The sequence below is a fragment of the Kitasatospora sp. NPDC056531 genome (assembly GCF_042794375.1).
Classification (GTDB): domain Bacteria; phylum Actinomycetota; class Actinomycetes; order Streptomycetales; family Streptomycetaceae; genus Kitasatospora.
On the sequence record NZ_JBHTTU010000002.1, the window covers coordinates 183567 to 210518 of the forward strand.

The window sequence follows — 26952 nt, forward strand, 5'->3', positions numbered from 1 at the left end:
GCCGCCCTGGTGGGAAGTGCGGGAGGACCAGGTGAGTGGAGCCACGGGTGCTGCGGGAGGACCCTCCGGCGGCCGTCCGGGCGCGCAGGGCGGGGGTTCGTACGGCGTCCCGGGACAGCCGCCGACCGAGCACTCGGCCGCGTCCACCTCGCTGATGCCGCCGGTCGGTGGAGCGGGCCAGGCCGGTGCGACCTACGGGGGCCAGACGCCGCCGCCGCCGAGCAGCCCGGCCCCCGGCGCGGGCGGCTTTTCGACGCCGACCACCTACACCAAGGGGCAGCCGACCCCGGCCCGGGGCACCCGGACCGGCGGCAACACCCCGGCCGGCGGCACCCCCGTCCCCGGGGCGGCGCGCCGCCCCTCCGGCGGGCCCTCGGCCAGCGTCGGAACCCTCGGCCGGACCCGCAAGGCCCGGCTGCGGGTGACCAAGGTCGACCCGTGGTCGGTGATGAAGGTCAGCTTCCTGCTGTCGCTGGCCGTCGGCATCATCATCATCGTGGCCGCGGCGGTGCTGTGGATGACGCTGGACTCGCTCGGCGTCTTCGACTCGCTGACCAAGACGCTCAAGGACGTCACCGGCGGCGGCGCCGAGAACACCAGCAGCCAGCTCAACCTGATGGACTACATCGGCTTCGGCAAGGTGATGATGTTCACCACGCTGATCGCCGTGGTCGACGTCGTGCTGCTGACCGCGCTGTCCACGCTGTCGGCCTTCATCTACAACGCGGCGGCCGGCTTCACCGGCGGCGTCGAGCTGACCCTGGCCGAAGAGGACTGACCCCTGGCCGAATGCTGATCATCGGTCAGTTCTCCGTCCGAGGACGGAATGTACGGGCCCCGCAGGCTGTTGCCGCCTGCGGGGCCCGTCGGCATTCGGGTGACAGCCGGCGCCCGCGGCGCGCCGCCCGGAAACGGGTCGGCCGCGGTGGGATTAGCTGGACGCCGCCCGTTCCCGCGCCTGGGAGTGCCACAGGCCGCCCCGGTTGGTCGACCGGGTCAGGAGAGGTTCAGCAGGACGACTGGACGGAGGCGCGCGATGGCGAAGCTCGCAGGTCAACTGGTGGAAGCCCTCGAAGGGCTGTTGGGGATCCCGGCACCACTGCGGGTCCAGGCATGGGACGGCAGCGTCGCCGGACCGCCGGGAACGCCCACGGTGGTGCTGCGCAACCGCCGGGCGCTACGCCGGCTGATCTGGCAGCCGGACGAGCTGGGCCTGGCCCGGGCGTACGTCTCGGGGGACTTGGAGCTCGCCCCCGGCACCGACCTGTACGAGACGCTCTCCGCAGTCGCCCGCTTCGCCGAGCGGCCGGAGATCCGCACCATGACCATCGGGCCGCGCGACGTGCTCGGCGCCAGGGGCCGCAAGGTCCTCGCCGCCGCCGTGCGGGCCGGGGCGATCGGCCCGGAGCCCACCCCGCCCCCGGAGGAGGTCCGCAGGGCTCAGGGGCGGCTGCACAGCCGGAGCCGAGACCGCGCGGCCATCAGCCACCACTACGACGTCGGGAACGACTTCTACGGGCTCGTACTGGGTTCGTCCATGGTCTACTCCTGCGCCTACTGGACGCCCGAGTCGAAGAGCCTGGAGGCGGCCCAGGAAGCCAAGCTCGACCTGATCTGCCGCAAGCTCGGCCTGCGGCCCGGGATGCGGCTGCTGGACGTCGGCTGCGGCTGGGGTTCGCTGCTGCTGCACGCGGCGAAGCACTACGGGGTCACCGCGGTCGGCGTCTCCATCTCCAAGGAGCAGGTCGCGCTGGCCCGCGCGCGGGTCGAGGAGGCCGGTCTCGCCGACCGGGTCGAGGTCCGGCTGCAGGACTACCGGGAGATCAGCGACGGCCCGTTCGACGCGATCTCCAGCGTCGGCATGGCCGAGCACGTCGGCTCCGAGCAGTACCGGCTCTACGCCGAGGGCCTGTACGGGCTGCTGCTGCCCGGCGGCCGACTGCTCAACCACCAGATCGCCCGCCGCCCGAACTACCCCGGTGAGCCGCACCGCACCAGCCCCTTCATCAACCGCTACGTCTTCCCGGACGGAGAGCTCTCCCCGGTCGGTTCCACCGTGGCCCGGTTGGAGGAGGCCGGGTTCGAGGTCCGGGACGTCGAGGTGCTGCGCGAGCACTACGCGCTGACCCTGCGCGAGTGGGTGGCCAACCTGGAGGCGCACTGGACGGAGGCGGTCCGCCTGGTCGGCCGCGGCCGCGCCCGGGTCTGGCGGCTGTACATGGCCGCCTCCGCGCTCGCCTTCGAGCAGAACCGGATCGGCGTGAACCAGGTCCTCGCCGTCCGCAGCACCGAGGAGGGCGCGGCCGGCCTGCCGCCGACCCGCGAGGAGTGGCTGGTGCGCCGGGTTGTCGAGGTCCCTGCCGCGACCTAGGCCGGAACGGATTTGGGAGATCGGCGGTCGGTCCGCTAATCTTTCAGTGCGGCAAGGGCCTATAGCTCAGACGGTTAGAGCGCTTCCCTGATAAGGAAGAGGCCACAGGTTCAAGTCCTGTTAGGCCCACCACCGCGAGAGGCCCGGAGTGATCACTCCGGGCCTCTTGTCGTTTTCGCAGATCGGGGTGGCTTCCGGTACGCTCTCTGAACAGCGCGGGCCTATAGCTCAGACGGTTAGAGCGCTTCCCTGATAAGGAAGAGGCCACAGGTTCAAGTCCTGTTAGGCCCACCGCAACGAGGGGCCCGGAGTGATCACTCCGGGCCCCTCGTCGTTTTCGCCGCGGATCCGGGGCCGTCGCGGCCGGGGCGCCGGCCGGACCGGCTCTGACGAGGGCTTCCCGGACCGGCTGCGTGCGGACGAACCGCAGGACGGGAGGTGCGGCGTCAATCCTCCAAGCGGGCCTTCGGGTTGAAGCGCCGGTGGCTGGTCACGATTGGGACACTGGTGTGTATCATCGGCCGCAAGGGCAGTCTGGCACTCGGCAGCCCGTTCGCGCTCGAAACACATCTGGACTCGTCGGCCCGTTTCAGTCCGGCCGGAGCACCGGCTCCTGAGTCCACCAACGCAAGAAGGACGAGGTCCCGCGGTGAAGAAGCTCCTCCTGGTCGCCCTGGTCGCCCTCGGCGGCTTCTTTGTCTACCGTCAGGTCCAGGCGGACCGCGCCGAGCAGGACCTGTGGACCGAGGCCACCGACCCGGTTCCGGCCGGTCGCTGACCCGGACGATCTGACGATCGACGATCTTCGGAGGCGCTGATCGCGCCTCCCGAAACCGGTCGGCCCGGTCACTCGACCGGACCGACCGGTTCCTTCAAGGGGACGGCGCTCGGAATCGCGTCGGAACCCGGTACGCTAGTGCCCGTTGGCACGCGCCGTGCCGTCGAGGGGCATTAGCTCAGTTGGTAGAGCGCTGCCTTTGCAAGGCAGATGTCAGGAGTTCGAGTCTCCTATGCTCCACAGCGCCTGAACGGCGGCTGACCTGTTCTCCGGGTCAGCCGCCGTTCAGCTGTTCCGGGCCCTTTCCCCCGGGCCGTCCGCTAGGGCTGCGGGCGGTCGTCCTCGGTGGGCTCCGCGGACCCGCCCGCGTCGTCCGGGGCGGCTCCGTTCATCGGGGCGGTGGCGCCGTGGGCGCCGCCCGGCCGGGGCGCCTCCGGGGCCGGGGGTTCGACCAGCCACTCCGGGTTGCTGTGCCGGCGCCACCACTGCCAGGCGACGATGCCGCCGCCGATCGCCAGTACGCCCGCCACCGCGAGGCCGGTGGACCAGCCGCCGCGGCACCGCTCCCGCTTCGCGTTGCGGGCGGCGAGTTCGCTGATCTCGGCCGAGCTCACGTGGCCCTGGAGGGCGGTCAGCGCGGCGGCGCCGCGGGCTTGGGCCTCGTGGGCAACCGGGGAGACCGCGGCGCGGGCGTCCTCGACGGCCTGGGCGACCCTGGGGCCCACCGTGGCGCGGGCCTGGTCGGCGGCGCGGGTGGCGGAGAGGCGGGCCGCCAGCGCGGCCTCCTGGGCCCGGTGGAGGGCCTTCAGGGCGTTCTCCTGGGCCTCGGGCGGCAGGCTGGCGAAGGCCTGGCCGAACTGTGGGGCGAGGTGCCTGTCGTACTGGACGCGGAGATTGTGGGCGGCCTGGGAGGCCTTCGGCCCGAGCGCGTCCAAGGCGGGCCCGAGGCGCTGCTTGGCGCCGCCCGCGAAGTGCGAGGCGGTGTCCCGGGTCCTGGCGGCCGTCTCACGGGCCGAATCCGAAAAGCTCACGAGTCTCTCCTCCTGGGCGGCATCCTTTATGCGCATATCCACCTGAATGCTGATCATGCATCCGGATTTGCCCACCGGCACTCCGGGGTGGGCCGGGCGGGGCCCCTTCCGGGGCGGGCCCGGGCGCGGGAAGGCGCCGGGGGCGAGGGGCACCGCAGTACGCTGGCGGCTCCGGTGGTCGGGTACGGGAAGGGGAGGGCGCTGATGCTCCCGGACGAGCCGCGGCAGTCGACGGAGCCTTCCCCGGAGGGTGGGCCGCCCGGTTGCTACCGGCATCCGCAGACCGCCACCGGGATCTCCTGCACCCGCTGCGACCGGCCGATCTGCCCCCAGTGCATGGTGGCCGCCTCGGTGGGTTTCCAGTGCCCGGAGTGCGTCGGTGACGGGCACGCCGGGGCGCGGCGGGCGACCACCCGGTTCGGCGGCGCGCTGACCGTCGACGGCGGGCTGGTCACCCGGGTGCTGGTCGGGATCAACCTGGTGGTCTGGCTGCTGGCCGCCTACGTGCTCAGGCCGCGGCTGGGTGAGGTCTGGTCGCTGGTCAGCGCCGGGCGGGACGTCCTCGGCGGTCCGTACGGCATCGCCGACGGTCCGGCCCAGTGGTACCGGCTGCTGACCGCCACCTTCCTGCACCTGGAGTGGTGGCACATCGGGATGAACATGCTGGTGCTGCTCTGGCTCGGCCCGCCGCTGGAGGGGGCGCTCGGCCGGCTGCGCTTCCTGGCCCTCTACCTGCTCGCGGGCCTCGGCGGCAGCACCTTCGCCTTCCTGGTGGCCGGCGACTGGATGAACTCGCTGGGGGCCTCCGGGGCGGTCTTCGGCCTGATCGGCGCCACGATCGTGATGCAGCTGCGGAACCGGGGCCCGCTCGCCCCGGCGGTGGCCTTCCTGGTCTTCAACCTGGTGGTCACCTTCTCCCGCCCGGGCATCGACTGGCGCGCGCACCTCGGCGGCCTGGCCCTGGGCGCACTGACGGCTTTCGGCCTGATGTACGCCCCCCGCGAGCGCCGCGGACTGGTCCAGGCGCTGACGGTGGTCGGGGCGGCGGCCGTGGAGGCGGCGATGTTGCTGACCGGGATGGCCCTCTACGGCGCGTGACGCCCCGGACGTTTGTCCACAGCGGGTGGGGGGTTGTGCACAGGCTGTGCCCCGGCCCGGCTGTGGACTGCTGTTCTACGCGTGTCCCCCTGTGCGGTTCTCCCGTTCCCGGGCGGCTGTGCACAGCTGTGGACAGTCCCGGACGGAAAAGTTATCCACAGGCTGTGGGGACTTTTCCCCAGTGTGGATAACCATGTGGATAAGCCCGATTGTCTGATGGTGGGACCGTGTGATGGCGGGGATGGCCGACGGGGCTTCGACCCGTGCCCGGGCACGCCGAACCGCCGCTTCGGGACCCGCGATCCGAAGCGGCGGAAACGGCTCGAATGCGAGCCTCAGGACGAGCGGAGCGTCACTTCCACTGGGTGGAGACGCCGAACCCCGCCGCGATGAAGCCGAAGCCGACCAGGATGTTCCAGTTCCGCCAGCTCTCGACCGGGTAGCTGCCGCTGGTCACGTAGTACGTGACGATCCAGACCAGGCCGATCAGGAACAGTGCCAGCATCAGCGGCGCGACCCAACCGCGGCCCGAGCTGATCTTCACCACAGCCGTCGTCGGCGGGGTGTAGTCGGACTTCTTGCGGAGTCGAGACTTCGGCACGAGGAGCTCTCCTGTCGATGCGCTGTGAGACCGCGCAGGGGTGCAGCGGGTGAGACGCCGACGACGGGACGTGGAGAACGCTCTGGGACCGCTCCCCGACCTGCCACCGGCGTCCGTTAGCGTAGTGGCTCGGCGGGTCTCAAGGAGATAAGGGTACGGTGACTAATTTGTCGATTCCCCCCGGGAAGGCCGGTACCCGCCGATCCGGCATCCGAATTGTCGGCCGTGCCCTGACCTGCGCCGTGTTCGCCCTCGCCGGTCTGCTCTTCTACATCAGCGCGCAGACCGCCCGCGGCACCGACCTGCGGACCGACAACTCGCTGCTGAGCCTCGGCGACGTGATCCGCCAGCGCAGCTCCCAGAACCAGCAGGCGCAGGCCCAGCTGGCCGACCTCCAGGCCCGGGCGCAGCAGCTCACCGAGCAGCAGGGCAACGACCCCGCCGACGCGGCCCGGCTGGACGGCCTGCGGCTCGGCGCGGCCCTGGAACCGCTGCAGGGCGCCGGTCTGAGCGTCACCCTCAACGACGCCCCGCCGAACGCCACCGCGCGCATCCCCGGCGTGCCCGAGCCCGGCGTCAACGACCTGGTCATCCACCAGCAGGACATCCAGGCGGTGGTCAACGCGCTGTGGCGGGGCGGCGCCGAGGGCGTGCAGGTGATGGACCAGCGGCTGATCTCCACCAGCGCGGTGCGCTGCGTGGGCAACACCCTGCTGCTCCAGGGCCGGGTCTACTCCCCGCCGTACGTGGTCAAGGCGGTGGGCAGGACGGACGCCCTGCGGGCGGCCGTCGAGGCCGACCCGACCATCCGCAACTACCTGCAGTACGTCCAGGCGTACGGCCTGGGCTGGAAGGTCCAGGAGAGCGGCGACCTGACCCTGCCCGGCTACTCCGGCACCACCGAACTCCGGTCGGCGGGCGGACAGTAGCGGTTGAGTGGCGGACCGGCCCCGCGGCTGTGGATCTCGGGTCTACTCTTGACCCCAGTCCGCTACGTCGAGGGAGCACCATGTACGGCTTCATCTGGCGTCACCTCCCGGGGAACACCCTGGTCAAGGCCGTCATTTCGCTGCTCCTGATTCTGGGGATCGTCTACCTTCTCTTCACCTACGTCTTCCCGTGGGCGGAACCGCTGCTCCCCTTCGGTGACGTCACAGTGGACGGCGGCGACGGCGCCGCGGCCGGCTGACCCGGGCCCGGCAGTTCCCCCCAGCACCGCACCCACGGAGACCACGCGCGAATGACCACCCAGCCGACCCCGCCCCGCATCCTGGTCGTGGACAACTACGACAGCTTCGTCTTCAACCTGGTCCAGTACCTGTACCAGCTCGGCGCCACCTGCGAGGTGGTGCGCAACGACGAGGTGACCGTCGAGCACGCCGTCCGCCGGTCGGGCGAGGAGGGCTTCGACGGGGTGCTGCTCTCCCCCGGGCCCGGGGCGCCCGAGGAGGCCGGGGTCTGCATCGAGATGGTGCACCACTGCGCCGGGATCGGGCTGCCGGTGTTCGGCGTCTGCCTGGGTCTGCAGTCGATCGCGGTGGCGTACGGCGCGGTGGTCGACCGGGCGCCGGAGCTGCTGCACGGCAAGACCTCGTCGGTCGAGCACGAGGACGGCGGTGTGTTCGAGGGCCTGCCCTCGCCGCTGACCGCGACCCGCTACCACTCGCTGGCAGTCGACCCGGCCACCGTGCCGGCCGAGCTGATCGTCACCGCGCGCACCGGGAGCGGCGTGATCATGGGCCTGAGGCACCGTGAACTGCCCGTCGAGGGCGTGCAGTTCCACCCCGAGTCGGTGCTGACCGAGGGCGGGCACCGGATGCTCGCCAACTGGCTGGCGGAGTGCGGCGACCCGCACGCCGTGGACCGGTCGGCCGGGCTCGCCCCGGTGATCGGCCGGGGCTGAGCGGCGTGACCGCGGTGCGCCCGGAGGGGCGTTACCAGCCCGAGGCCGGCCCCTACGGCGGCGCGCATCAGCAGTACGCCGGCGCGCCGTACGACGGCGGCCGGGTCGACGGGCCGTACCCGCAGCAGCACCCGGTCCAGGGCGCGCCCGAGGACGCCTGGGGCGTGTACGAGCAGGCCGAGGAGCCCGCCGCGGGCGGGCCCGAGTACCCGTGGCTGCCCGACCAGACCCTCCAGCTGCGCCTGCCCGCCGACGGCGGCGAGCCGGCCGCGGAGCCCGCCCCGCCGACCGGCGGCCGGGCCGAGCGCCGACGGGCCGCCCAGGGCCGGACCTCGGTCCGTGCGGGCGGCGGGCGGCGCCGGGCGAAGGGCCGGGCGGCCGGCCGGACGCGCCCCAAGGAGTCCGCGGTCGTGGTGGGCGCCCGGTTCGTCGGCGAGCTGTGCATCACGCTCGGCGTGGTGATGCTGCTGTTCGTCGCGTACCAGCTCTGGTGGACCAACGTGCAGGCCGACGAGGCCGCCAGCAGCGCCCGCGACCAGCTGGAGCAGCAGTTCGACGCCCAACCGCCCGCCCAGCCGGGCCAGCCGGCGCCGGACCCGAACAAGCCGGAGGCGTTCGCGCCCGGCAGGGGCTTCGCCATCATCTACCTGCCCAAGCTGGGGCTGAAGTTCCCGATCGCCGAGGGCACCGACAAGTCGGCGGTGCTCGACAAGGGCCTGGTCGGCCACTACACCAACACCGGGATGCCCGGCGACAAGGCGAGCAACTTCGCGCTGGCCGCCCACCGCAACACCCACGGCGAGCCGTTCCGGTACATCAACCAGCTGGGCAAGGGCGACAAGGTCGTGGTGGAGACCGCCGCCGGCTACTACACCTACGAGATCACCGGCGGCATCCCGCAGACCTCCCCCAGCAACGTGAGCGTGATCAAGCCGGTGCCGAACGGCTCCGGGTACACCGGCCCCGGCCGCTACATCACGCTGACCACCTGTACGCCGGAGTTCACCTCCAAGTTCCGTCTCATCGTCTTTGGCAAGATGATCGAGGAACGGCCGCGCAGCCAAGGCAAGCCGGCCGCGATCACGGGCGGATAGCCGCCCGGAGGCCCGTTCGGAGGGGGAGCACCGCAGATGCAGCACGACGGGACCGCACAGTCGGCAGAGCCGGCCCAGGAGGCCTTCCCCAAGCCCGGGGACGGCGCCGCGCCCGAAGGCTCGGGCGGGGCGCGGCGCGGGCGGAGCCGGGCGCTGGCCGCGCTCGGCGTCTTCGGCGAGCTGCTGATCACCCTGGGCCTGGTGCTCGCCCTGTTCGTGGCCTACTCGTTGTGGTGGACCAACGTGCAGGCGGACCGCTCCGCGGCGGACGCCTCCGACAAGCTCCGCAGCTCCTGGGCCGCGGGCCCGACCGCCGGCCCCTCGGCCGCGCCCGGCGCCACCCTCGTGCCCGGCGGGGCCCCCGTGCCCGGCGAGCCCCCGGCGCCCGGCGGGGCCCCGGCGGCGGCACCCGCGATCGGGGACGACGTCGGCTTCCTGCACGTCCCGGCGATGGGCAAGGACTTCCAGGTGCTGATCCGGATGGGCACCTCCACCGAGGTCCTGGACGAGGGCGTGGCGGGCGTCTACGAGCAGCCCTACAAGGCCGCGATGCCCTGGGACCAGGAGGGCAACTTCGCGCTGGCCGCCCACCGGGACGGCCACGGCGCCAAGTTCCACGACCTGGACGCCGTCCACAAGGGCGCCGCGATCGTGGTCGAGACCAAGGACAAGTGGTACGTCTACAAGGTCGACAGCACCCTGCCGGAGACCTCCAAGTACGACACCGGCATCATCGCGCCCGTCCCGGTCGGCTCCGGCTACGGCGCCCCCGGCCGCTACATCACCCTGACCACCTGCACGCCGGTGTACACCTCGCGGTACCGGATGGCGGTCTGGGGGAGCCTGGTGCGGGTGGACGACATGGACGCCAAGCGCACCCCGCCGCCCGAGCTGCGGCACTCCTGAGGGACCGTCGGAACCTCCTGGGGCCTCCTCGGACTCCTCCCCGGCAGCAACGCCCGAGGGCCCGTCGCGATCACCGCGACGGGCCCTCGGGCGTTGCTGCTCGGGACGGTCAAGCCTCAGAACCAGGGGAGCCAGGGCTTAGTTGTTCCCTTTGCCGGGGGCGGGGGGTGTGGGGAAGGGGTCGCCCCCTTTCGGCGGATCGGCCGCCTTGGTGAACAGCTGGACCTGGGTGTTCGGGTCGAGCTGGGTGCCGGCTCCGGGGTTGCTCATCTGGACGATCGCGTTCGCGTCCTGCGGGCCGACCACGGTGTAGCCCAGGCCGACCTTCTGCAGCTGGGCGATGGCGTCAGACAGCTTGGCGTTCTGCAGCGGCGGGACGGTGGCCTTGTCCGGCGCCTTGTAGACGGTCAGCGAGATCTTGGTGTTGGCCGGGGCCTTGGTGTTCGGCGCGACCGACTGCGAGGCGACCGTGTTGACCTTGGTCGGGTCGTTGGTCGGCGTGGTCTTCGAGGCGTCGACCTGGAAGCCGAGGCCCTGCAGCTGGTTCTGCGCGTCCTCCTTCTGCGCGCCGACCACGTTCGGGACGTTCACCTTGGTCTTGCCCTGCGAGACCGTCAGCTTGATCGGGGCGCTCGGGTCGGCGGTGTTGTTCGCCGCCGGGTCCTGGGCGGTGACGTTCTCCTGCGGAGCGGTGTCGTCGTCCTTGTACTCGGTGGTGACGTTGGTGAAGCCGGCGTCGGCGAGCGCCTTGGTGGCCTGGTCCTTGGTCTTGCCGACCACGTTCGGCACCTGGGCCTTGGCCGGGCCGGAGGAGATCTGCACCGTGATGGTGGCGTTCTCGGCGACCTGGCCGCCCGACACCGGGTTCTGGGTGCAGACCTGGTCCTTCTTGACGTTGGTGTCCGGGCAGGCGATCTTGTCGCCCTCGGTCACCTGGAGCTTGGCACCGGCGGCGGTCTTCGCGTCGGCCAGGCTCTTGCCGACCAGGTTCGGCACGGACACCTTCGCGGCGTCCTTGGTGCCCTTGTCGCTGAACATCGCCTGGGCCACGAAGAAGGTGCCGACCAGGACCAGCACGGCGGCCACCGCCAGCACGATCCAGGAGGTGTTGCTCTTCTTCGGCCGGTCCTCGCCGCGCCGACCGCGGCCGCCCTCACCGTAGCCGTCGTCGTAGCCGTCGTGGCCGCCGCCCGGGGCGCCGGCGTAGGTCTGGCCGTAGCCGTCGTCCTGGTAGCCGCCCTGGCCGTAGCCGGGCTGCGCGGAGGCCTGCGGCAGCACGGTGGTCGGGCCGCCGCCGGGCTGCTGCGGCAGCACGTTGGTCTGGCCGTACGGGTCGTGCTGCTGCGGGTAGCCGTTCTGGTCGTAGCCGTACCCGGCGGCGCCCATGCCGTAGGCGGCGGCCTGCTGGGCGGCGGCGACCGGGAGGCCGTCGAGGAAGCGCTCGATGTCGTCGCGCATCTCGTCGGCGCTCTGGTAGCGGTAGTCGCGGTCCTTGGCGAGCGCCTTCAGCACGATCGCGTCGATCTCGGGGCGCACCTCGGGGTCGAAGACGGACGGCGGCTGCGCCTCCTCCCGGACGTGCTGGTAGGCCACCGCGACCGGGGAGTCGCCGACGAACGGCGGGCGCACGGTCAGCAGCTCGTAGAGCAGGCAGCCGGTGGAGTACAGGTCGGAGCGGGCGTCGACCTGCTCGCCCTTGGCCTGCTCGGGGGAGAGGTACTGGGCGGTGCCGATGACGGCCGAGGTCTGGGTCATGGTCATCCCGGCGTCACCCATCGCACGGGCGATGCCGAAGTCCATCACCTTGACGTTGCCCTGCCGGGTCAGCATCACGTTGGCCGGCTTGATGTCGCGGTGCACGATGCCGGCCCGGTGCGAGTACTCCAGGGCCTGGAGGATGCCGATGGTCATCTCCAGCGCCCGCTCGGGCAGCAGCCGGCGGCCGGAGTGCAGCAGCTCGCGCAGCGTCGACCCCTCGACGTACTCCATCACGATGTACGGGATGGAGATGCCGTCGATGTAGTCCTCGCCGGTGTCGTACACGGCGACGATCGCGGGGTGGTTCAGGGACGCCGCCGACTGTGCCTCGCGGCGGAAGCGGGCCTGGAACGACGGATCCCGGGCCATGTCGGCCCGGAGCGTCTTCACTGCGACGGAACGGCCGAGCCGGGTGTCATGGGCGAGGTACACCTCGGCCATGCCGCCGCGCCCGAGGACGCCGCCGAGCTCGTACCTGCCGCCTAGGCGGCGAGGCTCTTCCATAGTTCCGACCCTCTCCCTCACCCGCCGGTGAGGTTGTGACGTAGGTGTCCCCGCACGCTCTGGGTGACGCCGCGCGCGCCGTGACCGGTTCTCCGGCCGGGCCGTGCGTCGCCTCGCGGGCGGCAACGGGCACACCCGCTGCTGGCGGATACGCTACCGGTCGCACCCCGCCGGACCGGAGTCAGCCGTCGGCCGATATCAGACCGGTATCCGGACCGGGGTGTCGATCGTGACATTCGCCTCACCGTCGGCGGCGCTCCCCTACTTGCCGAGCGCGGCCTGGATCACCGCCTTGGCGATCGGGGCCGCCAGGCGGCCGCCGCTGATGCCGTCGCGGTTGTTGGAGCCGTCCTCGACCACGACCGCGACGGCGACCGACTGGCCGTCCGGGGTCTTGGCCCAGGAGGTGAACCAGGCGAACGGCAGCCCGGCGTTGTCCTCGCCGTGCTGCGCGGTGCCGGTCTTGCCGCCGACCTGCAAGCCGGGGATCTTGGCGTTGGTGCCGGTGCCGTTCTCGACCACCGAGACCATCAGGTCCTGCATCTTCTGCGCGGTGGCCGGGCTCATCGCCTGGGAGAACTGCTTCTCGGTGTGCTTGGAGATGGTGGTCAGCGAGGCCGAGCGCTCCTGGTCGACCAGGTACGGCTGCATCAGGCTGCCGTTGTTGGCGATCGCGGCGGAGACCATGGCCATCTGCAGCGGGGTGGCCCGGGTGTCGTGCTGTCCTATCGAGTCCTGGGCGGTGCCGTCCAGGCTGGGGCTGTCCGGGAAGATGCTCTTCTCGGAGCGGATCGGGGTGTCCACCGTGCTGTTGAAGCCGAACTTCTCGGCCTGCGCCCGCATCTTGTCCTTGCCGAGGTCCGCGCCCATCTTGGCGTAGACCGTGTTGCAGGACTGGTCCATCCCGGACTTGAGCGTGGCGTTCTCGCAGCGCTCGTTGGGGCTCTCGTTCTTCAGCACGGTCTGGGTGCCGGGCAGGACGTACGGGTCCGGGGTCTGGGTGGTGTCGTTGATGTTCTGGTACAGGCCGTTCTCGAACGCCGCGGTCGCGGTGACCAGCTTGAAGGTCGAGCCGGGCGGATAGGTCTCCCGCAGCGCCCGGTTGAGCATCGGCTTGTTCGGGTCCGCGAGGAGGTCCTGCCAGGACTTGGTGTCGCCGCTGTCGCCGCCGGCGAAGGTGCTCGGGTCGTACGAGGGCGTGGAGACCAGGGCCAGGATCGCGCCGGTCTTCGGGTCGAGCGCGACCACCGCGCCCTTCTTGTCGCCGAGGCCGTCGAAGGCGGCCTTCTGGACCTTGGCGTTGATGGTCGTGACGACGTCGCCGCCGCGCTTCTGCTCGCCGGTCATCATGTCCAGCGTGTTGCGGAAGAACAGCCGGTCGTCGGTGCCGGAGAGGATGCCGTCCTCCAGGTTCTCCAGCTGGGTGGAGCCGTAGGCCTGCGAGGAGTAGCCGGTCACCGGCGCGTACATCGGGCCGTCGACCCAGGAGCGCTTGTACTTGTAGCGCAGGCCGTTCACGAAGTCGGACTTCGTCACCGGCTGGCCGCTGACGATGATGTTGCCGCGGGGGTGGGCGTAGCGGTCGTACAGCTGGCGCTTGTTGTTCTTGTTGGACGCCAGGGACTCGGCCTGGACGCCCTGCACCCAGTTGGTGCGCGCCATCAGGGCCAGGATCAGCACGAGGCAGAAGATCGAGACCCGGCGGATCGGTTTGTTCATCGGACGGGTCCTCCCTGGCCCTCGGTGGCCGGGGCCGGTTCGACCCCGGGTCGGCGGGCGCTGTCGCTGATCTTCAGCAGGATCGCGACCAGCGCCCAGTTGGCGACCACGGACGAACCGCCCTGGGCGAGGAACGGCATGGTCATACCGGTCAGCGGGATCAGCCCGGTGACCCCGCCGGCCACGACGAAGACCTGCAGCGCCATCGCCGAGGCGAGACCGACGGCGAACAGCTTGCCGAACGGGTCGCGGGCGGCGAGGGCGGTGCGCAGGCCGCGCTGCACCAGCAGGGCGTACAGCAGGAAGATCGCCATCAGGCCGGTGAGTCCGAGCTCCTCGCCGAAGGAGCCCAGGATGAAGTCGCTCTTCGCGGCGAAGTTGATCAGCCAGGAGCGGCCCTGGCCCAGGCCCGAGCCGGTCACCCCGCCGGAGCCGAGCGCCATCAGCGACTGGCCGATCTGCTCGGTCGAGCCCTTGGGCGGGTTCGCGGAGAACGCGGCCATCGGGTCGAGCCAAGCGTCGATGCGGACCTTCACGTGGCTGGTGGTCATGGCGACCGCGACCGCGCCGCCGATCGACATCAGCAGGCCGAACAGGATCCAGCTGGTCCGCTCGGTGGCGACGTAGAGCATCACCACGAACAGGCCGAAGAACAGGAAGGACGTGCCGAGGTCGTTCTCGAAGACCAGGATCAGCAGGCTGAGCAGCCAGATCACGATGATCGGGCCGAGGTCGCGGCCGCGCGGCAGGTACAGCCCCATGAAGCGGCGGCTGGCCAGTGCCAGGGCGTCCCGCTTGACCATCAGGTAGCCGGCGAAGAACACGGTCAGGATGATCTTGGCGAACTCGCCGGGCTGGATGGAGAAGCTGCCCATCCGGATCCAGATCTTGGCGCCGAAGTCCTCCGCCCGGGCCGGGAAGAAGGCCGGCGCGGCGAGCAGGACGAGCGCCACCACCATCGAGATGTAGGTGTAGCGCTGGAGCACCCGGTGGTCCTTCAGCAGGACCATCACGCCGATGAACAGCGCGACCCCGAGCGCGGACCAGACCAGCTGGTTCCTCGCCGCCGGGAAGTTGCCGCTGAGCAGTCTGCCCGCCTTGTCCAGCCGCCAGATCATCACCACGCCCAGCCCGTTCAGCAGGGTGGCGATCGGCAGTATCAGCGGGTCCGCGTACGGCGCGAAGCGGCGCACCAGCAGGTGCGCGACCAGCGCCAGCGAGCCCATCCCGAGGCCGTAGCCGAGCATGCCGGCCGGCAGTCGGGAGTCCATCGCCAGCCCCACGTTGGCGTACGCCAGGATCGGCAGCAGGACCGCGAAGACCAGCAGCGCCAGCTCGGTGTTGCGCCGGTTCGGTGCGCCCTGGAGCGAGATGGTGGTGTTGCCCCGGAGCCTGGGCGCGGCACGCCCGGCTGCCGCCCGGCGCCGACGGCCGGCGCGGCCGGTGTCGCCGCTCAGGTCGTAGCTGCTCACGTGGTGACCGCTTCCTGCCGGCCGGCAAGCCCGCTCCGGGCGGACCTATGTCGGATCACGGGCGTCACTGCTTCGGGCAGGATTCGGCCCGGCTGCGGTCGTCGTCGCTCAGCTGGGGCTGCTGGGCCTGCTCGCTCGGGGCGGCCGCCGCCGGCGGGGTGGCGTTCTGCGTCGGGGCGGAGGTGCTCGGCGCGGTCGGGGTCGGGGTCGGCGTGGCGGTCGGAGCGACCGCGGCCGGGCCGCGCGGGGTCTTCTCCTTCTCGCCCGGGACGGGGGTGGCGGCCACGAACAAGGCCTTGCTGGCCTGGGTCGGCGCGGTGCCCTGCTGGGCGGTTCCCGGCTGGGTGCCCTGCGGGGCCGTTCCGGTGGGGACGCCGGCGACCTTCTGGCAGAGCTGGGCCCAGCCCCTGAGGTCCTGCACCGTCTTCTCGGCGTCCGTGCGGCTGTTGACCGAGATGGTCTTGTTCACGTGGGTGCGCTGGTCCTGCGGCAGCCACTTCAGCGGGACGTCGTTGTACGAGGTGTCCACCGAGGACAGGCTCAGGCCGGCCAGGTTCTGGTTGATGCCCTGGTAGATCGCGACGTGGTCGCCGTCCTCGCCGATGTAGTACTGGTCCTGGGTCCACTGGTAGCCGAAGTACCCGGCGCCGCCGAGCAGGCCGAGGGTGACCAGGACGGCCAGCGAGACGGTCAGGCCCCGGCGCTTGCGCTTGGGGGGCTGCTCCTCGTCGAAGTCCTCGGTGCCGTACACCGAGGAATCGGCGGAGGGGTAGCCGTAGCCGGCCTCGCCCTCGTAGCCCTCGGCCGGGCCGAAGCCGCCCTGCGCGGCGTCGTAGCCGCCCTCGTAGCCCTCGGCCGGGCCGAAGGCGCCCTGCGGGCCGCGGCCCAGGCCGGCGGCGCGGCCGGCCGGGGTGTCCGCGATCGAGCGGTCGGCGGCGGCCGAGGACGGCGGGGTGTCGGCGACCGCGCCGACCACCACCGGGACGTCGTTGAACTGGCCGCTCATGGTGTCCGTGGCGCCGACGTCGATGACGTCCGCCACGATGCAGGTGATGTTGTCCGGACCGCCGCCGCGCAGCGCGAGCTGGATCAGCTCCTGCACGGTCTGCTCGGGCGAGTAGAAGCTGCCGAGGGTGTCCTGGAGGGTCTGGTGGCTGACCGGGCCGGAGAGGCCGTCGGAGCAGATCAGGTAGCGGTCGCCGGCCCGGACCTCGCGGATCGACAGGTCGGGCTCGACCTGGCCGCGGCCGTCCAGGGCCCGCATCAGCAGCGAGCGCTGCGGGTGGGTCTCGGCCTCCTCGGGCGTGATCCGGCCCTCGTCGACCAGGCGCTGCACCCAGGTGTGGTCCTGGGTGATCTGCACCAGCGAGCCGTCGCGCAGCAGGTAGGCGCGGGAGTCACCGACGTGCACCAGGCCCATCCGCTGGCCGGTCCACAGCATGGCGGTCAGGGTGCAGCCCATGCCCTCCAGCTGCGGGTCCTCCTCGACCATCTGCCGGAGCCGGTCGTTGGCGCCCTGGACGGCGTCGCCCAGCAGGGTCAGCAGGTCGGCGCCCGGCACGTCCTCGTCCAGTCGGACGATCGAGCCGAGCACCTCGGAGGACGCGACCTCGCCGGCCGCGGCGCCGCCCATGCCGTCGGCCACGGCCAGCAGCCGCGGCCCGGCGTAGCCGGAGTCCTCGTTCCCCTCCCGGATCAGTCCCTTGTGGGAGCCGGCGGCGAAGCGCAGCACCAGGGTCATGCGACCTGTGCCCCCCTCTGGGTCTTGGACGGGATGCTTGCCCTCATGCGCTACTACTTCCGCAGTTCGATGACGGTCCTGCCGATACGGATCGGCATGCCAGGCTGGAGCGGGGTGGGCGCGGTCAGGCGCTGCCGGTCCAGATAGGTGCCGTTGGTGGAGCCTAGATCCTCGACCGTCCACTGCCCAGTCTGATCCGGATAGATCCTGGCATGCCGGGAGGACGCGTAGTCGTCGTCCAGCACGATGGTGGAGTCGTGCGCGCGGCCCAGCGTGATGGTCTGGCCCTGCAGCGCCACCGTGGTTCCGGCCAGCGAGCCCTGCACCACGACGAGCTGGGTCGGGGCGCCGCGACGGCGGCCGCCGCCCTGGGTCTGGCCCGCGGCGGACCCGGTGGACCCGCCGGCGGCGGGCGTCGGACGTCCGGCGGCCGCGGTGGTCGCGGCACCGCCCGACGTGGCGTTGGCGCCGCGGCGGGAGGTGCGGGGGTTCACCTTGGTACCGAACAGGTCGCTGCGGATCACCTGGATCGCGACGATGACGAACAGCCACAGCACGGCGAGGAAACCCAGCCGCATGACCGTGAGGGTCAGTTCTGACATGGCCGTCCCGCCAGTCGGTGAGCGAGGCGCGCGAACAACTCGGACACTACCCTTCGACCTGCCGGTAGACGATGGTGGTGGAGCCCACGACGATTCGGGAGCCGTCGCGGAGCGTAGCGCGCTGGGTGTGCTGCCCGTCCACCACGATGCCGTTGGTGGACCCCAGGTCGAGCACCATCGAGGGGGTGCCGGGGCGGATCTCGGCGTGCTTGCGGGAGACCCCGGGGTCGTCGATCCGCACGTCCGCCTCGGTCGAGCGGCCGAGTACGCAGGCCGCGCCGGAGATCTGGTGGCGGGCGCCGTTCACCTCGATCCAGCGGCGCACCGAGGCGCCGTGGCCGGAGCCGGGGAAGGCGCGGACGTTGCCGCCGGCGGGCGGGGCCGAGGGCATCGCGGGGGGTGCGGCCGGCGGCGGGGGCGCGCTGTACTGCCCGGCGCCGCCCTGCTGCCACGGCGCGCCGGGGGCGGGGGCGGCCGGCTGGCGGTCGTAGCCGGGCTGCTGCTGCGGCGGGGAGTACTGCTGGGGCTCCTCGGCCGCCAGGGTGCGGCTGCGCACCCGGTACAGGCCGGTGTCCAGGTCGTCGGCCTTCTCCAGGTTCACCTGGAGCGGGCCCATGAAGGTGTACCGCTGGGCCTCGGCGTACTCGCGGACCATCCCGGCCAGTTCGGTGCCGAGCTGGCCGGAGTAGGGGCTGAGCCGCTCGAAGTCGTGCGGGCTGAGTTCGACGATGAAGTCGTTCGGCACGACGGTGCGATCGCGGTTCCAGATGCTCGCGTTGTTGTCGCACTCGCGCTGCAGAGCGCCGGCGATCTCCACGGGCTGGACCTCGGACTTGAACACCTTGGCGAAGGTGCCGTTGACGAGACCCTCCAGTCGCTGCTCGAACTTCTTCAGCATCCCCATGGGGCACCCCCTTCCAGGGTTCGTTCGCCTGCCTGCCGGCCGGATCTCTCCGAGGAGCGGTTCTCCGGGGAGTCGGTCGTGCCTACTTGCGGTACTTCCGTACTGATCGTATCCACGCCGGGCCCTTCCGTACGGTTCCCGGACCGCGTCGTGCCCGGGGGTGGGCTCGGACACACAGGGTGACGCATGCCGGGTACGGCACGCCAGGTGTGCCGGTCGGAGCGGCCTCCCTCCTCCGCTCACCCGTTCGTCGTTCGTCCGTTCGGGCGCGGTCGGTCTCCCTCGGATACGGATTCGGAGCTGCCCCCCAGGTCGTGCTACTGTTTTCCACGTCGGAAGGGCCGCCCGGAAGGGAAGCCGGACCGAGGAAGCGCGAAGACCACATGGTACCGAGCGTTTCTGAGGGAAGGTCGGCAGAGAAGACAACACCCATGCGCGGGTGGCGGAATAGGCAGACGCGCTGGATTCAGGTTCCAGTGCCCGAAAGGGCGTGGGGGTTCAACTCCCCCCTCGCGCACAGTGAAGCCCCGCAGATCTTCGGATCTGCGGGGCTTTCTCGTTCTCCCGGTTCGTTTCCCCCGGGTCCGGCTCACGGACCCCGACCGGGCGCGGTCCGTGAGCGGGGCGGTCGGCTCAGGAGCGGGTGGCGGGGAGCTCGGCGCGGACCTCGAAGCCGCCGTCCTGGGTGGGGCCGGCCGTGAGGGTGCCGCCCAGCAGCTGGGCGCGCTCGCGCAGGCCGACCAGCCCGTGGCCGCCGCCCGGCAGGGTCTCGGCCGGGTGGACCGGCGGCGCCTCGTTGCGGACCTCCACCCGCAGCCGGCGGCCCTTCGCCCGGACCTTCACGTGCACCACCGCCTCCGGGGCGTACTTGGTGATGTTGGTGAGCGCCTCCTGGACGGTCCGGTAGGCGGCCCGCTCGACCGCCTCCGGCCACGGGCGGTCGCCGGGGTTGAGCTCGGCGTCGGCGGTCAGGCCGCTCTCCTCGATCAGCCGGGGCAGGTCGGCCAGCCGGGGCTGCGGGGCGAGCGGGGCGGCCGGGAACGGGGCGCCGGTGCCGCGCAGCACCCCGACCATCTGGCGAAGCTCGTCCAGGGTCCGTACGGACAGTTCGCGGATGGTGCGGGCAACGGTCGCGGCGGCCGGGTCGGCGGTGCTCACCTGGAGCGCGCCGGCCTGGATGCTGATCAGGCTGACCTGGTGCGAGACCACGTCGTGCATCTCCCGGGCCAGTCGGCCGCGCTCGCTCAGCAGCACCCGCTCGGCGAGCAGCCGGCTCTCCCGCTCCTGGCCGCGGGTCAGCTCCTCCAGGCGGGCGGCCAGCTCCCGCCGGGTGCGGGCGAGCAGTCCGGTGGCCGCCGGGCCGGCCGCCAGCATCACGGCCTGGATGGCGTCCAGAGCGGTGGCCCGGCTCAGGTCGATGACGTTGTCGGGCAGCGGCCAGTGGAAGAAGGAGACCAGGGTGAACAGGGTCCCGCAGGGGATCAGGACCTTCGGGCCGGGGCGTTCGGAGGCCACCGTGTAGACGGCGGTGATCGGGGCCAGCCAGATCTCCTCGACCCAGCTGCCGGGCATGGTGAGCAGGAACACCGCCACCGGGAAGCGGCGGCGCCAGAACAGCGAGACGGCGGCCAGCGTGGAGAGCGCCAGCTGCCACCAGGTGGCGTCCCGGGCCACCAGCGCGGCGTCCAGCAGCGAGTACAGGACGGGCAGCAGCAGCATCAGCCAGGGTGCGGTGCACCAGGCCGGCAGCCGGCGGGACGGCAGCTGGTCGACGGCCGTCATGCCCCGTCGCCGGGCTTGGGCCGCACCAGGCCGGCCCGGTGGGCGAGCACGGCGGCCTGCACCCGGTTGGCGGCGCCGAGCTTGCCGAGGATCGCGCTGATGTGGTCCTTGACCGTCCCGGTGCCGAGGAAGAGCCGGTCGGCGATCTCGGCGTTGGACAGGCCCTCGCCGAGCAGGGCGAGCACGTCGAGCTCCCGGCCGGTGAGGGCGCGGGCCAGCGCGGTGGCCTCGGCGTCCGGGCCGCCGCCGTCGACGTAGCCGCCGATCACGGTGCGGGTGACGGTCGGGGAGAGGATGTTGCCGCCGGCCGCGAGCACCCGGACGGCGTGCACCAGCTGCTCGGGGGCGGTGTCCTTGAGCAGGAAGCCGGCCGCGCCGGCCCGCAGCGCGGTGCCGATGTACTCGTCGGTGTCGAAGGTGGTGAGCATCGCCACGGCGGGCGGGTCGGTCAGGGCACGCAGGCGGCGCAGCACGGAGATGCCGTCGAGGTCCGGCATCCGGATGTCGAGCAGCACCACGTGCGGGCGCAGGCGCTGGACGTGTTCCTCGGCCTGCCCGCCGGAGCAGTCGCCGACCACCTCCAGGTCTGGGGCGGAGCCGACGATCAGGCCCAGGCCGGAGCGGACCAGGATCTCGTCGTCGACGATCAGCACGCGGGTCGTGGTGATGGTGCCTCCTCGGTTCGGGCGGCCGGGTTCGGGCGGTCCGCGGGGGTCGCTTTTGAGGGTAGGGGTAGCGACGGCGGGGCGCCGAACTCATGGGGGGTGCCGACCCCCGCCGTTCGGCGGGGGTGGGAATCCGCTACCCGGTTCACGTAATTCTCAGGAATGGTGGGGAACCATGGAGTTGGCCGCCTTTTCCGGCCCGCCGTTCCCTGCGGGCGGCCGGTGGGCGGGGGTGGCCGGTCAGTCCGTCGGGCCCGTGCGGGCGCCCGGCGCCGGGCCGTGTGCGGATGCGCCCCACCATCTGATCGTTTGGAATTGAGCTGTGTCGTCCACTGTGAAGCCGGAGCCGTCCGCCACCTCGACCGGGCCCCGGCCCGCCGGGCTGCTCGAGAGCTGGCGTCCGAGGGCCGCCGTGGCCACCGTCTGGTACCTGCGGCTGCTGGCACTGCTGAACCTGGCCACGGTGCTGCTGGTGCCGTGGGGGAACCAGGTCTCCGAGCACAACGAGGGTGAGTACTTCACCCCGTACCTGATGACCTCGGGCCTGGCCGCCGCAGTGCTGTCGGTCTTCCTCGCCGTTGCGATGCGGCGCCGCAAGCGGGCCGCGTGGATCTTCAACGCGGCGCTCAGCAGCGTGTTCGCGCTGTTGTACCTGACGGTCATGGTGCTGCCCGGGGAGCGGTTCAACAAGCACCCGCTCAACTACATCTCGACCATCCTGACCTGCCTGTTCGTGCTGGCGCTGCTGATCGGGCGCAAGGAGTTCACGTCCAAGGGCGACCGCTCCAACCCGAAGACCGCGGCGGCCACCTTCGTCGGCGGGTTGGTGTTCGGCGGCACGGTCGGCGCGCTGTTGGTCTGGCTGACCAACGAGCTGAACGGCGCCGGCTGGTGGGACCTCTTCCGCTACTCGGTCGGCCGGATGATCACCATCACCCCGTCCGAGCACCTGCGCTCGGTGATCGCCGCGCCGACCTGGGTGAACGCCGCGATCAACGCGATGGGCGCGGTGCTGTTCCTGCTGGTGCTGTACGTGGCCTTCCGCAGCCCGCGCGGCAAGGAGCTGCTCAACCCCGAGGACGAGGCGAAGCTGCGCGGCCTGCTGGACAAGCAGGGTGAGCGGGACTCGCTGGGCTACTTCGCGCTGCGCCGGGACAAGGCGGTGATCTTCTCCCCCAGCGGCAAGGCGGCGGTGACCTACCGGGTGGTCGGCGGGGTCTCGCTCGCCTCGGGCGACCCGATCGGCGACCCGGAGGCCTGGCCGGGCGCGATCGACGCCTGGCTGGCCGAGGCCCGCGAGCACGCCTGGGCGCCGGCCGTGATGGGGGCCTCAGAGGAGGCCGGTGTGATCTACGCCCGGCACGGGCTGGACGCGCTGGAGCTGGGCGACGAGGCGATCGTCGAGCTGGACGAGTTCTCGCTGGACGGCCGCGCTATGCGGGTGGTCCGGCAGGCCTACAACCGGGTCAAGCGGGCCGGGTACACGGTGCGGATCCGCCGCCACGAGGACATCTCCGAGGCGGAGATGGCGCGGCTGGTGGCCAAGGCCGACGAGTGGCGCGACGGTGCGACCGAGCGCGGCTTCTCGATGGCGCTGGGCCGGCTCGGGGACCCGGGCGACGGCCGCTGCGTGATGCTGGAGTGCCACGACGGGGACGGCGAGCTCGCGGCGCTGCTGAGCTTCGTCCCGTGGGGCCCGGACGGGCTCTCGCTGGACCTGATGCGCCGGGCCCGGGACACCGAGAACGGCCTGATGGAGTTCATGGTGATCGAGCTGCTGCAGCGCGCCGACGAGGTGGGGCTGAAGCGGGTCTCGCTGAACTTCGCGATGTTCCGGTCGGTGTTCGAGCGCGGTTCGCGGCTGGGCGCCGGCCCGGTGCTGCGGCTGTGGCGTGCCGTCCTGGGGTTCTTCTCGCGCTGGTGGCAGATCGAGTCGCTGTACCGCGCGAACGCCAAGTACCGGCCGATCTGGGAGCCGCGCTACCTGCTGTTCGAGAAGAGCAGCGAGATCCCGCGGATCGGCCTGGCGAGCGCGCGGGCCGAGGGGTTCATCGTCGCGCCGAGCCTGCCCGCCCTGTTCCGGCGCCGACACTCGGGGGCCGCCGTGGTGGCCCCCCGGGTGCCGGTGGCGGCGCGGGACGGGGAGGGGTAGCCCTCCGTCGGGGGGCGGAGGGGGGCCCGCTCGGTCGGACGGGGGAGGGGGTGGAGGATCCGATCGGTCCGATGGGGGGTCCGGTGGGGGGATTGTTCTCCCCCCTGAGGATGACCTCAATCCCCACCCATGCCGATGTGGATTTGTTAACTGGCTTCTAATGTTGGAGTGGTTGAGAAGTTCGGGGATTCAGGAGAAACGTTGTGATTCACAGGACCCACGCGGGGGGCGTGCGAAAGGGGCCGGTGGCGCTAGCCAGAACGGCCGCTGTCGCCGAGTGGGGAGCGTTGTACGCGGTGGTCAGGGACGCGGTGGTGCGAAAGAAGCTCGCCGCGTTTCCGCTGGCCACGGCGGCGACGTTTCTGATCCTGCTGTTCAGTATCGTCCAGCACCTGCCGGGCGGCGAGCGGTTCGTCAACCACATCGGAGTGGTGCGGGCCGCGCTGCCGCTGGAGGTCTCGCTGCTGCGGACCCCGCTGTCGTTGTACGTGCCGGCCCTGGACCTGCCGGTCTGGGGGGCGCTGGCCCAGGTGTTCGTGGTCTTCGCGATCGCCGAGGTCGTGCTCGGCCGACGGATGACGCTGGTGGTCGCCTACGCCTGCACCATGACGGGCACGCTGTTCGCCCGGGTCGGGGTGGCGATCGGGCCGGGCCACCTGTTCGGCTTCCCGAAGTGGGTCGCCTACGTGCGGGACACCGGGCCGTCGGCCGCGGTGGTGGCGCTGGCGATCTGCATCGCGTTCCGCTGCCGGGCCTGGTTCACGGCCGCCCTGGTGGTGACCCTGATGGTCGGCGAGGCGATCGTGCTGCCGAACCTGGCCGGTCTGGAGCACGTGGTCGCGGTGGTCACCGCGCTGCTGATCGCCGTCTCGGTCGAGGTCTTCGGGGACTTCTGGCCGCGGGTGCTGGCCGGGGTCGGCGCGGCCACCTCGGTGGCCACGGTCGCCTCCCGGGAGGTCGCGGTGGAGGCCGGGCGGCGCCGTCCGGCGGGGGCCGTCATCCCCTGACGACCGCTTCATCGGTCACGCGTGCGGGAGGGGGAGTTCGAACCAGACGACCTTCCCCACCGCCTTGCGGGCGGTGCCCCAGCGTTCGGCGAGCTTGGTGACCAGGGTGAGGCCGCGGCCGGTCTCGCCGAGCTGCTCGGCGGGTTCCAGCGAGGGCAGGTTGTGGTTGTCGTCGCTGACCTCGACCAGCAGCTTGTCCACCCGGATCAGCTGCAGCTGGACGGTGTCCCGGGCGACCCGGACGGCGTTCGTGACCAGCTCGCTGACCAGCAGCTCGGTGGTGTCGCTGAGCGCCTCCAGGTGCCAGGCGGCCAGCTGCTCGCGGACCAGCGAGCGGGCCCGGCGGACCTCGCGGTGGTCCACGGTGAGGTCCCAGGTGGCCACCTCGGACGGGGCGACCCCGTCGAAGCGGGCCACCAGCAGGGCGACGTCGTCCTTGCGGTCGTCCGTGTGCAGTCGGCGCAGCACCTCGTCGCAGGCCTGCTCGGGGCTCTGTTGCGGGTCGATCAGGTTGCCGCACAGCGCGGCCAGGCCGGCTCCTATGTCCCCGCCCCGCACCTCGACCAGGCCGTCGGTGCACAGCACCAGCATCGAGCCGTCCGAGACGTCGATGGTCTTGGCGACGAACGGCACCCCGCCGACGCCGATCGGCGCGCCGGCCGGGATCTCCAGCAGCTCGCCGGTGCCGTCCGGATGCACCAGGACGGGCGGGACGTGCCCGGCGCTGGCCAGCTCGCAGGTGCGGTTGATCGGGTCGTAGACCGCGTACAGGCAGGTCGCCAGGTGGTCGTCGCCCAGCTTGTGGGCCAGGTTGTCCAGGTGGCGCAGCAGCTGGCCGGGCGGCAGGTCCAGGGCGGCGAGGGTCTGCATCGCGGTGCGGAAGCGGCCCATCGCGGCGGCGGAATGGATGCCGTGGCCCATCACGTCGCCGACCACCAGGGCGACCCGGCTGCCGGGCAGCTGGATCGCGTCGAACCAGTCGCCGCCGACCTCGGCCTTGGGATCGCCCGGCAGGTAGCGGTGGGCGATCTGCACGCCGGGGATCTGCGGCGGGCGGGTCGGGATCATCGAGCGCTGCAGGGTGGTGGCGACCCGCGCCTCGGCGCGGTGCAGCCGGGCGTTGTCCAGCGACAGCGCGGCCCGTACCGCCAGCTCCTTGAGGGTGGCGGCGTCGCTCTCGTCGAAGGGGGCGCGGTCGGGCAGCCGGAGCAGCTTGAGGATGCCCAGCACAGTGCCGCGGGCGGACAGCGGCACCACCAGCATCGAGCGGCCGGAAACCACCGGGACCAGCCGGGCGCCGCCGAGCGCGATCGCGTAGTCGACCGCGACGTCGTCGCTGACCACCGGGACCAGCACCGGCTGGTTCAGCTGCAGGGCCATCCCGGGCGGGGTCCGGCGGGGCATGCTGACCAGCGAGCCCTCGGAGAGCACGTGGTCCCAGGCGCCGCCGGCCTCGTTGAAGACCAGGGCGACCCGGCGCAGCATGGTGTCGTCGTCCGGCCTGGCGACCGGCAGCTCGGAGTCCGAGATCAGTCCGTCCACCAGGTCCACGCAGGCGAAGTCGGCGACCCGGGGGACCAGCACCTGGCACAGCTCGTGCGCGGTGAAGCCGAGGTCCAGGGTGGTGCCGACCTTGCCGCCGACCTCGTTGAGCAGGGCCAGCTGCTCGCCGGCCTGCCCGTTGGTGAGGAACGGGCCCAGCTGTCCGCCCGGCGGGCCCTCGGGGCCGGCGGGGGCGGGGACGGTGCCGGACGGGGCCTGGTCGGCGCGGCGGGACGGGAGGCCCTTGGCGGACGACTCGACGGCGGCCTGCTGCTCGATGGTGGCTCCTCCTCCGGTGGGTGGGGGGATCTCCCGGCCGGAGGCGGGGGGAGGGACGGACGGGACGCCCGCGGGGCCGCCGCCGACCGCGGCGGGGAGCTGGGCCGGTTCGCGTTCTTCGCTCTGTTCGCGCTGGACGGTCTCGCGCTGGACGGGCAGCGGGCCGGGCGGCCGACGGCCGGGCGCGGACTGCTCGGGCTGCGGCGGGGGGCCGACCCGGGCGGCGCGCTGCTGGGGCGTCGGGTAGCGGCGGCCGAGACCGGCGGCGGCGTGCGCGGCGCCGGTCTGCGGCTCGGAGGGCAGCACCGGCAGCACGGTGGCCGCGTCCAGCCGCAGGGCGGGCACCCCGCCGTGGGCCACCGCCTCCAGCAGCGGCGCCCGCTGGGCGGCGGGCAGCAGCCGGGCCAGCGGCTCGGGCAGCCCACCGACGGCGGGGGCGAGCGTCGCGGTCAGCCCGTGGAAGCCGCCCCGGGCGGCGGGAGCGGCGGCGAACGGCAGCAGCCGCTCGCCGAGCGCGAGCCGCGGCCCGGTGGTGCGCAGCGGGCGGGCGTCGGCGGCCAGCGCGAGCAGTCCGCCGGACGGGCCGGACAGCGGGTAGGCCCACCAGAGCACGTCGCGCTGGTGCTCCTCGCGGTCGTGCACGGTGAGCCGGCCGGCCCAGGGCCGGCCGGCGGCGGTCAGCTCGGCCAGGGTGTCGAGGGCGTCGCAGCGGCGGCGTACCGCGCAGCGGCCGAGCACCCGGGATTCCACGGCGGGCAGCAGGCCGGAGGCGGGGCGGTCGGTGGCGGCCTCGGCGCGGTGCCCGAACAGCTCCTCGGCGGCCCGGCTCCACTGGGCGATCCGTCCCGTCCGGTCGACCAGGACGAGGGCGAGCCGGACGAGGGCGGCCACCCCGCCCGGGTGGTCGCCCGGCGCGGTTTCGGCGCCCGCCGAACGCGGTGTGGAGTTGGACTCGGCCACCATGGATTCGGTCTGCTCCCGCCTAGCCGCCACGCCTGGAGGCGGCCGTCTCTCCGGAGGAAGGCACGCTGTGCGGATACCAG

Annotated in this window: 22 protein-coding genes and 4 tRNA genes; 15 read left to right on the forward strand and 11 right to left on the reverse strand. The window is 72.2% G+C overall.

What is annotated here, in order from left to right:
* The first annotated feature begins 31 nt into the window (after positions 1 to 31).
* The 6 genes from ACFQ87_RS03475 to ACFQ87_RS03500 all read left to right on the forward strand — a co-directional run bounded on the left by ACFQ87_RS03475 (position 32) and on the right by ACFQ87_RS03500 (position 3389).
* The gene (locus ACFQ87_RS03475) at positions 32 to 778 is read left to right on the forward strand and encodes a DUF3566 domain-containing protein (protein WP_380608885.1); all 747 of its coding nucleotides are present in this window, start codon (positions 32 to 34) and stop codon (positions 776 to 778) included.
* 258 nt (positions 779 to 1036) lie between these two features.
* On the forward strand, positions 1037 to 2371 hold the full coding sequence (locus ACFQ87_RS03480) for a class I SAM-dependent methyltransferase (RefSeq protein WP_380608886.1): 1335 nt from the start codon (positions 1037 to 1039) through the stop codon (positions 2369 to 2371).
* Positions 2372 to 2426: 55 nt separating this feature from the next.
* Positions 2427 to 2503 (forward strand) — tRNA-Ile (locus ACFQ87_RS03485).
* Positions 2504 to 2588: 85 nt separating this feature from the next.
* Positions 2589 to 2662, forward strand: a tRNA-Ile gene (locus ACFQ87_RS03490).
* Positions 2663 to 3020: 358 nt separating this feature from the next.
* Entirely contained in the window at positions 3021 to 3149 is a 129-nt protein-coding gene (locus ACFQ87_RS03495) for a DLW-39 family protein (RefSeq protein WP_014137031.1), read from the forward strand.
* A 167-nt stretch (positions 3150 to 3316) separates the two neighbouring features.
* Positions 3317 to 3389, forward strand: a tRNA-Ala gene (locus tag ACFQ87_RS03500).
* A gap of 80 nt (positions 3390 to 3469) precedes the next feature.
* Here ACFQ87_RS03500 and ACFQ87_RS03505 read toward each other — a convergent pair.
* Entirely contained in the window at positions 3470 to 4180 is a 711-nt protein-coding gene (locus ACFQ87_RS03505; protein WP_380608887.1) for a DUF5324 family protein, read from the reverse strand.
* Between the two features lie 204 nt (positions 4181 to 4384).
* Here ACFQ87_RS03505 and ACFQ87_RS03510 point away from each other — a divergent pair, with 204 nt between their 5' ends.
* Entirely contained in the window at positions 4385 to 5278 is an 894-nt protein-coding gene (locus ACFQ87_RS03510) for a rhomboid family intramembrane serine protease (protein WP_380608888.1), read from the forward strand.
* Between the two features lie 352 nt (positions 5279 to 5630).
* Here ACFQ87_RS03510 and crgA read toward each other — a convergent pair whose 3' ends face one another.
* Positions 5631 to 5879, reverse strand: a complete 249-nt coding sequence (gene crgA, locus ACFQ87_RS03515) for a cell division protein CrgA (protein ID WP_380608889.1) — start codon at positions 5877 to 5879, stop codon at positions 5631 to 5633.
* Positions 5880 to 6046: 167 nt separating this feature from the next.
* Between crgA and ACFQ87_RS03520 the strand changes: the two genes are divergently transcribed.
* The 5 genes from ACFQ87_RS03520 (at position 6047) to ACFQ87_RS03540 (ending at position 9782) form a co-directional block, all read left to right on the forward strand.
* The gene (locus ACFQ87_RS03520) at positions 6047 to 6808 is read left to right on the forward strand and encodes a DUF881 domain-containing protein (protein ID WP_380608890.1); all 762 of its coding nucleotides are present in this window, start codon (positions 6047 to 6049) and stop codon (positions 6806 to 6808) included.
* Positions 6809 to 6888: 80 nt separating this feature from the next.
* On the forward strand, positions 6889 to 7068 hold the full coding sequence (locus tag ACFQ87_RS03525) for a hypothetical protein (protein WP_355668934.1): 180 nt from the start codon (positions 6889 to 6891) through the stop codon (positions 7066 to 7068).
* Between the two features lie 51 nt (positions 7069 to 7119).
* The gene (locus ACFQ87_RS03530) at positions 7120 to 7782 is read left to right on the forward strand and encodes an aminodeoxychorismate/anthranilate synthase component II (protein WP_380608891.1); all 663 of its coding nucleotides are present in this window, start codon (positions 7120 to 7122) and stop codon (positions 7780 to 7782) included.
* Between the two features lie 5 nt (positions 7783 to 7787).
* Positions 7788 to 8876, forward strand: a complete 1089-nt coding sequence (locus ACFQ87_RS03535; protein ID WP_380608892.1) for a class E sortase — start codon at positions 7788 to 7790, stop codon at positions 8874 to 8876.
* A gap of 36 nt (positions 8877 to 8912) precedes the next feature.
* The gene (locus ACFQ87_RS03540) at positions 8913 to 9782 is read left to right on the forward strand and encodes a class E sortase (RefSeq protein WP_380608893.1); all 870 of its coding nucleotides are present in this window, start codon (positions 8913 to 8915) and stop codon (positions 9780 to 9782) included.
* Between the two features lie 138 nt (positions 9783 to 9920).
* Here the strand turns inward: ACFQ87_RS03540 and pknB are convergent, their stop codons facing one another.
* From pknB to ACFQ87_RS03570, 6 genes are all read right to left on the reverse strand, one after another.
* A complete protein-coding gene (gene pknB / locus ACFQ87_RS03545; RefSeq protein ID WP_380608894.1) occupies positions 9921 to 12044 on the reverse strand; it encodes a Stk1 family PASTA domain-containing Ser/Thr kinase in 2124 nt (707 codons plus the stop codon).
* A 261-nt stretch (positions 12045 to 12305) separates the two neighbouring features.
* Positions 12306 to 13763 carry a peptidoglycan D,D-transpeptidase FtsI family protein gene (locus tag ACFQ87_RS03550; RefSeq protein ID WP_380608895.1) on the reverse strand — a complete coding sequence of 486 codons (1458 nt, stop codon included), beginning with the start codon at positions 13761 to 13763 and terminating at the stop codon, positions 12306 to 12308.
* Entirely contained in the window at positions 13760 to 15136 is a 1377-nt protein-coding gene (locus ACFQ87_RS03555; protein ID WP_380609120.1) for an FtsW/RodA/SpoVE family cell cycle protein, read from the reverse strand. Before ACFQ87_RS03555 ends, ACFQ87_RS03550 begins: the two co-directional genes overlap by 4 nt.
* 163 nt (positions 15137 to 15299) lie before the next feature.
* Entirely contained in the window at positions 15300 to 16976 is a 1677-nt protein-coding gene (locus ACFQ87_RS03560; protein ID WP_380608896.1) for a PP2C family protein-serine/threonine phosphatase, read from the reverse strand.
* 53 nt (positions 16977 to 17029) lie between these two features.
* Positions 17030 to 17578 (reverse strand): FHA domain-containing protein, encoded by a 549-nt coding sequence (locus tag ACFQ87_RS03565; protein ID WP_380608897.1) that lies wholly within the window; start codon positions 17576 to 17578, stop codon positions 17030 to 17032.
* A gap of 46 nt (positions 17579 to 17624) precedes the next feature.
* Entirely contained in the window at positions 17625 to 18482 is an 858-nt protein-coding gene (locus ACFQ87_RS03570) for an FhaA domain-containing protein (RefSeq protein WP_380608898.1), read from the reverse strand.
* Between the two features lie 433 nt (positions 18483 to 18915).
* On the opposite strand from ACFQ87_RS03570, the gene ACFQ87_RS03575 reads away from it, so the two are divergent.
* Positions 18916 to 18999 (forward strand) — tRNA-Leu (locus ACFQ87_RS03575).
* Between the two features lie 116 nt (positions 19000 to 19115).
* Here ACFQ87_RS03575 and ACFQ87_RS03580 read toward each other — a convergent pair.
* Positions 19116 to 20264 carry a sensor histidine kinase gene (locus tag ACFQ87_RS03580; RefSeq protein WP_380608899.1) on the reverse strand — a complete coding sequence of 383 codons (1149 nt, stop codon included), beginning with the start codon at positions 20262 to 20264 and terminating at the stop codon, positions 19116 to 19118.
* Positions 20261 to 20911: a response regulator gene (locus tag ACFQ87_RS03585; protein ID WP_380609121.1), complete on the reverse strand. Its 651-nt coding sequence runs from the start codon at positions 20909 to 20911 to the stop codon at positions 20261 to 20263. The genes ACFQ87_RS03580 and ACFQ87_RS03585 overlap by 4 nt, the downstream gene beginning before the upstream one ends.
* A 400-nt stretch (positions 20912 to 21311) precedes the next feature.
* On the opposite strand from ACFQ87_RS03585, the gene ACFQ87_RS03590 reads away from it, so the two are divergent.
* Positions 21312 to 23081 (forward strand): phosphatidylglycerol lysyltransferase domain-containing protein, encoded by a 1770-nt coding sequence (locus ACFQ87_RS03590; protein ID WP_380609122.1) that lies wholly within the window; start codon positions 21312 to 21314, stop codon positions 23079 to 23081.
* A 245-nt stretch (positions 23082 to 23326) separates the two neighbouring features.
* The gene (locus ACFQ87_RS03595) at positions 23327 to 24088 is read left to right on the forward strand and encodes a hypothetical protein (RefSeq protein ID WP_380608900.1); all 762 of its coding nucleotides are present in this window, start codon (positions 23327 to 23329) and stop codon (positions 24086 to 24088) included.
* A gap of 15 nt (positions 24089 to 24103) precedes the next feature.
* On the opposite strand, the gene ACFQ87_RS03600 is transcribed toward ACFQ87_RS03595, so the two are convergent.
* A complete protein-coding gene (locus ACFQ87_RS03600) occupies positions 24104 to 26872 on the reverse strand; it encodes a SpoIIE family protein phosphatase (protein WP_380608901.1) in 2769 nt (922 codons plus the stop codon).
* Between the last annotated feature and the right edge of the window lie 80 nt (positions 26873 to 26952).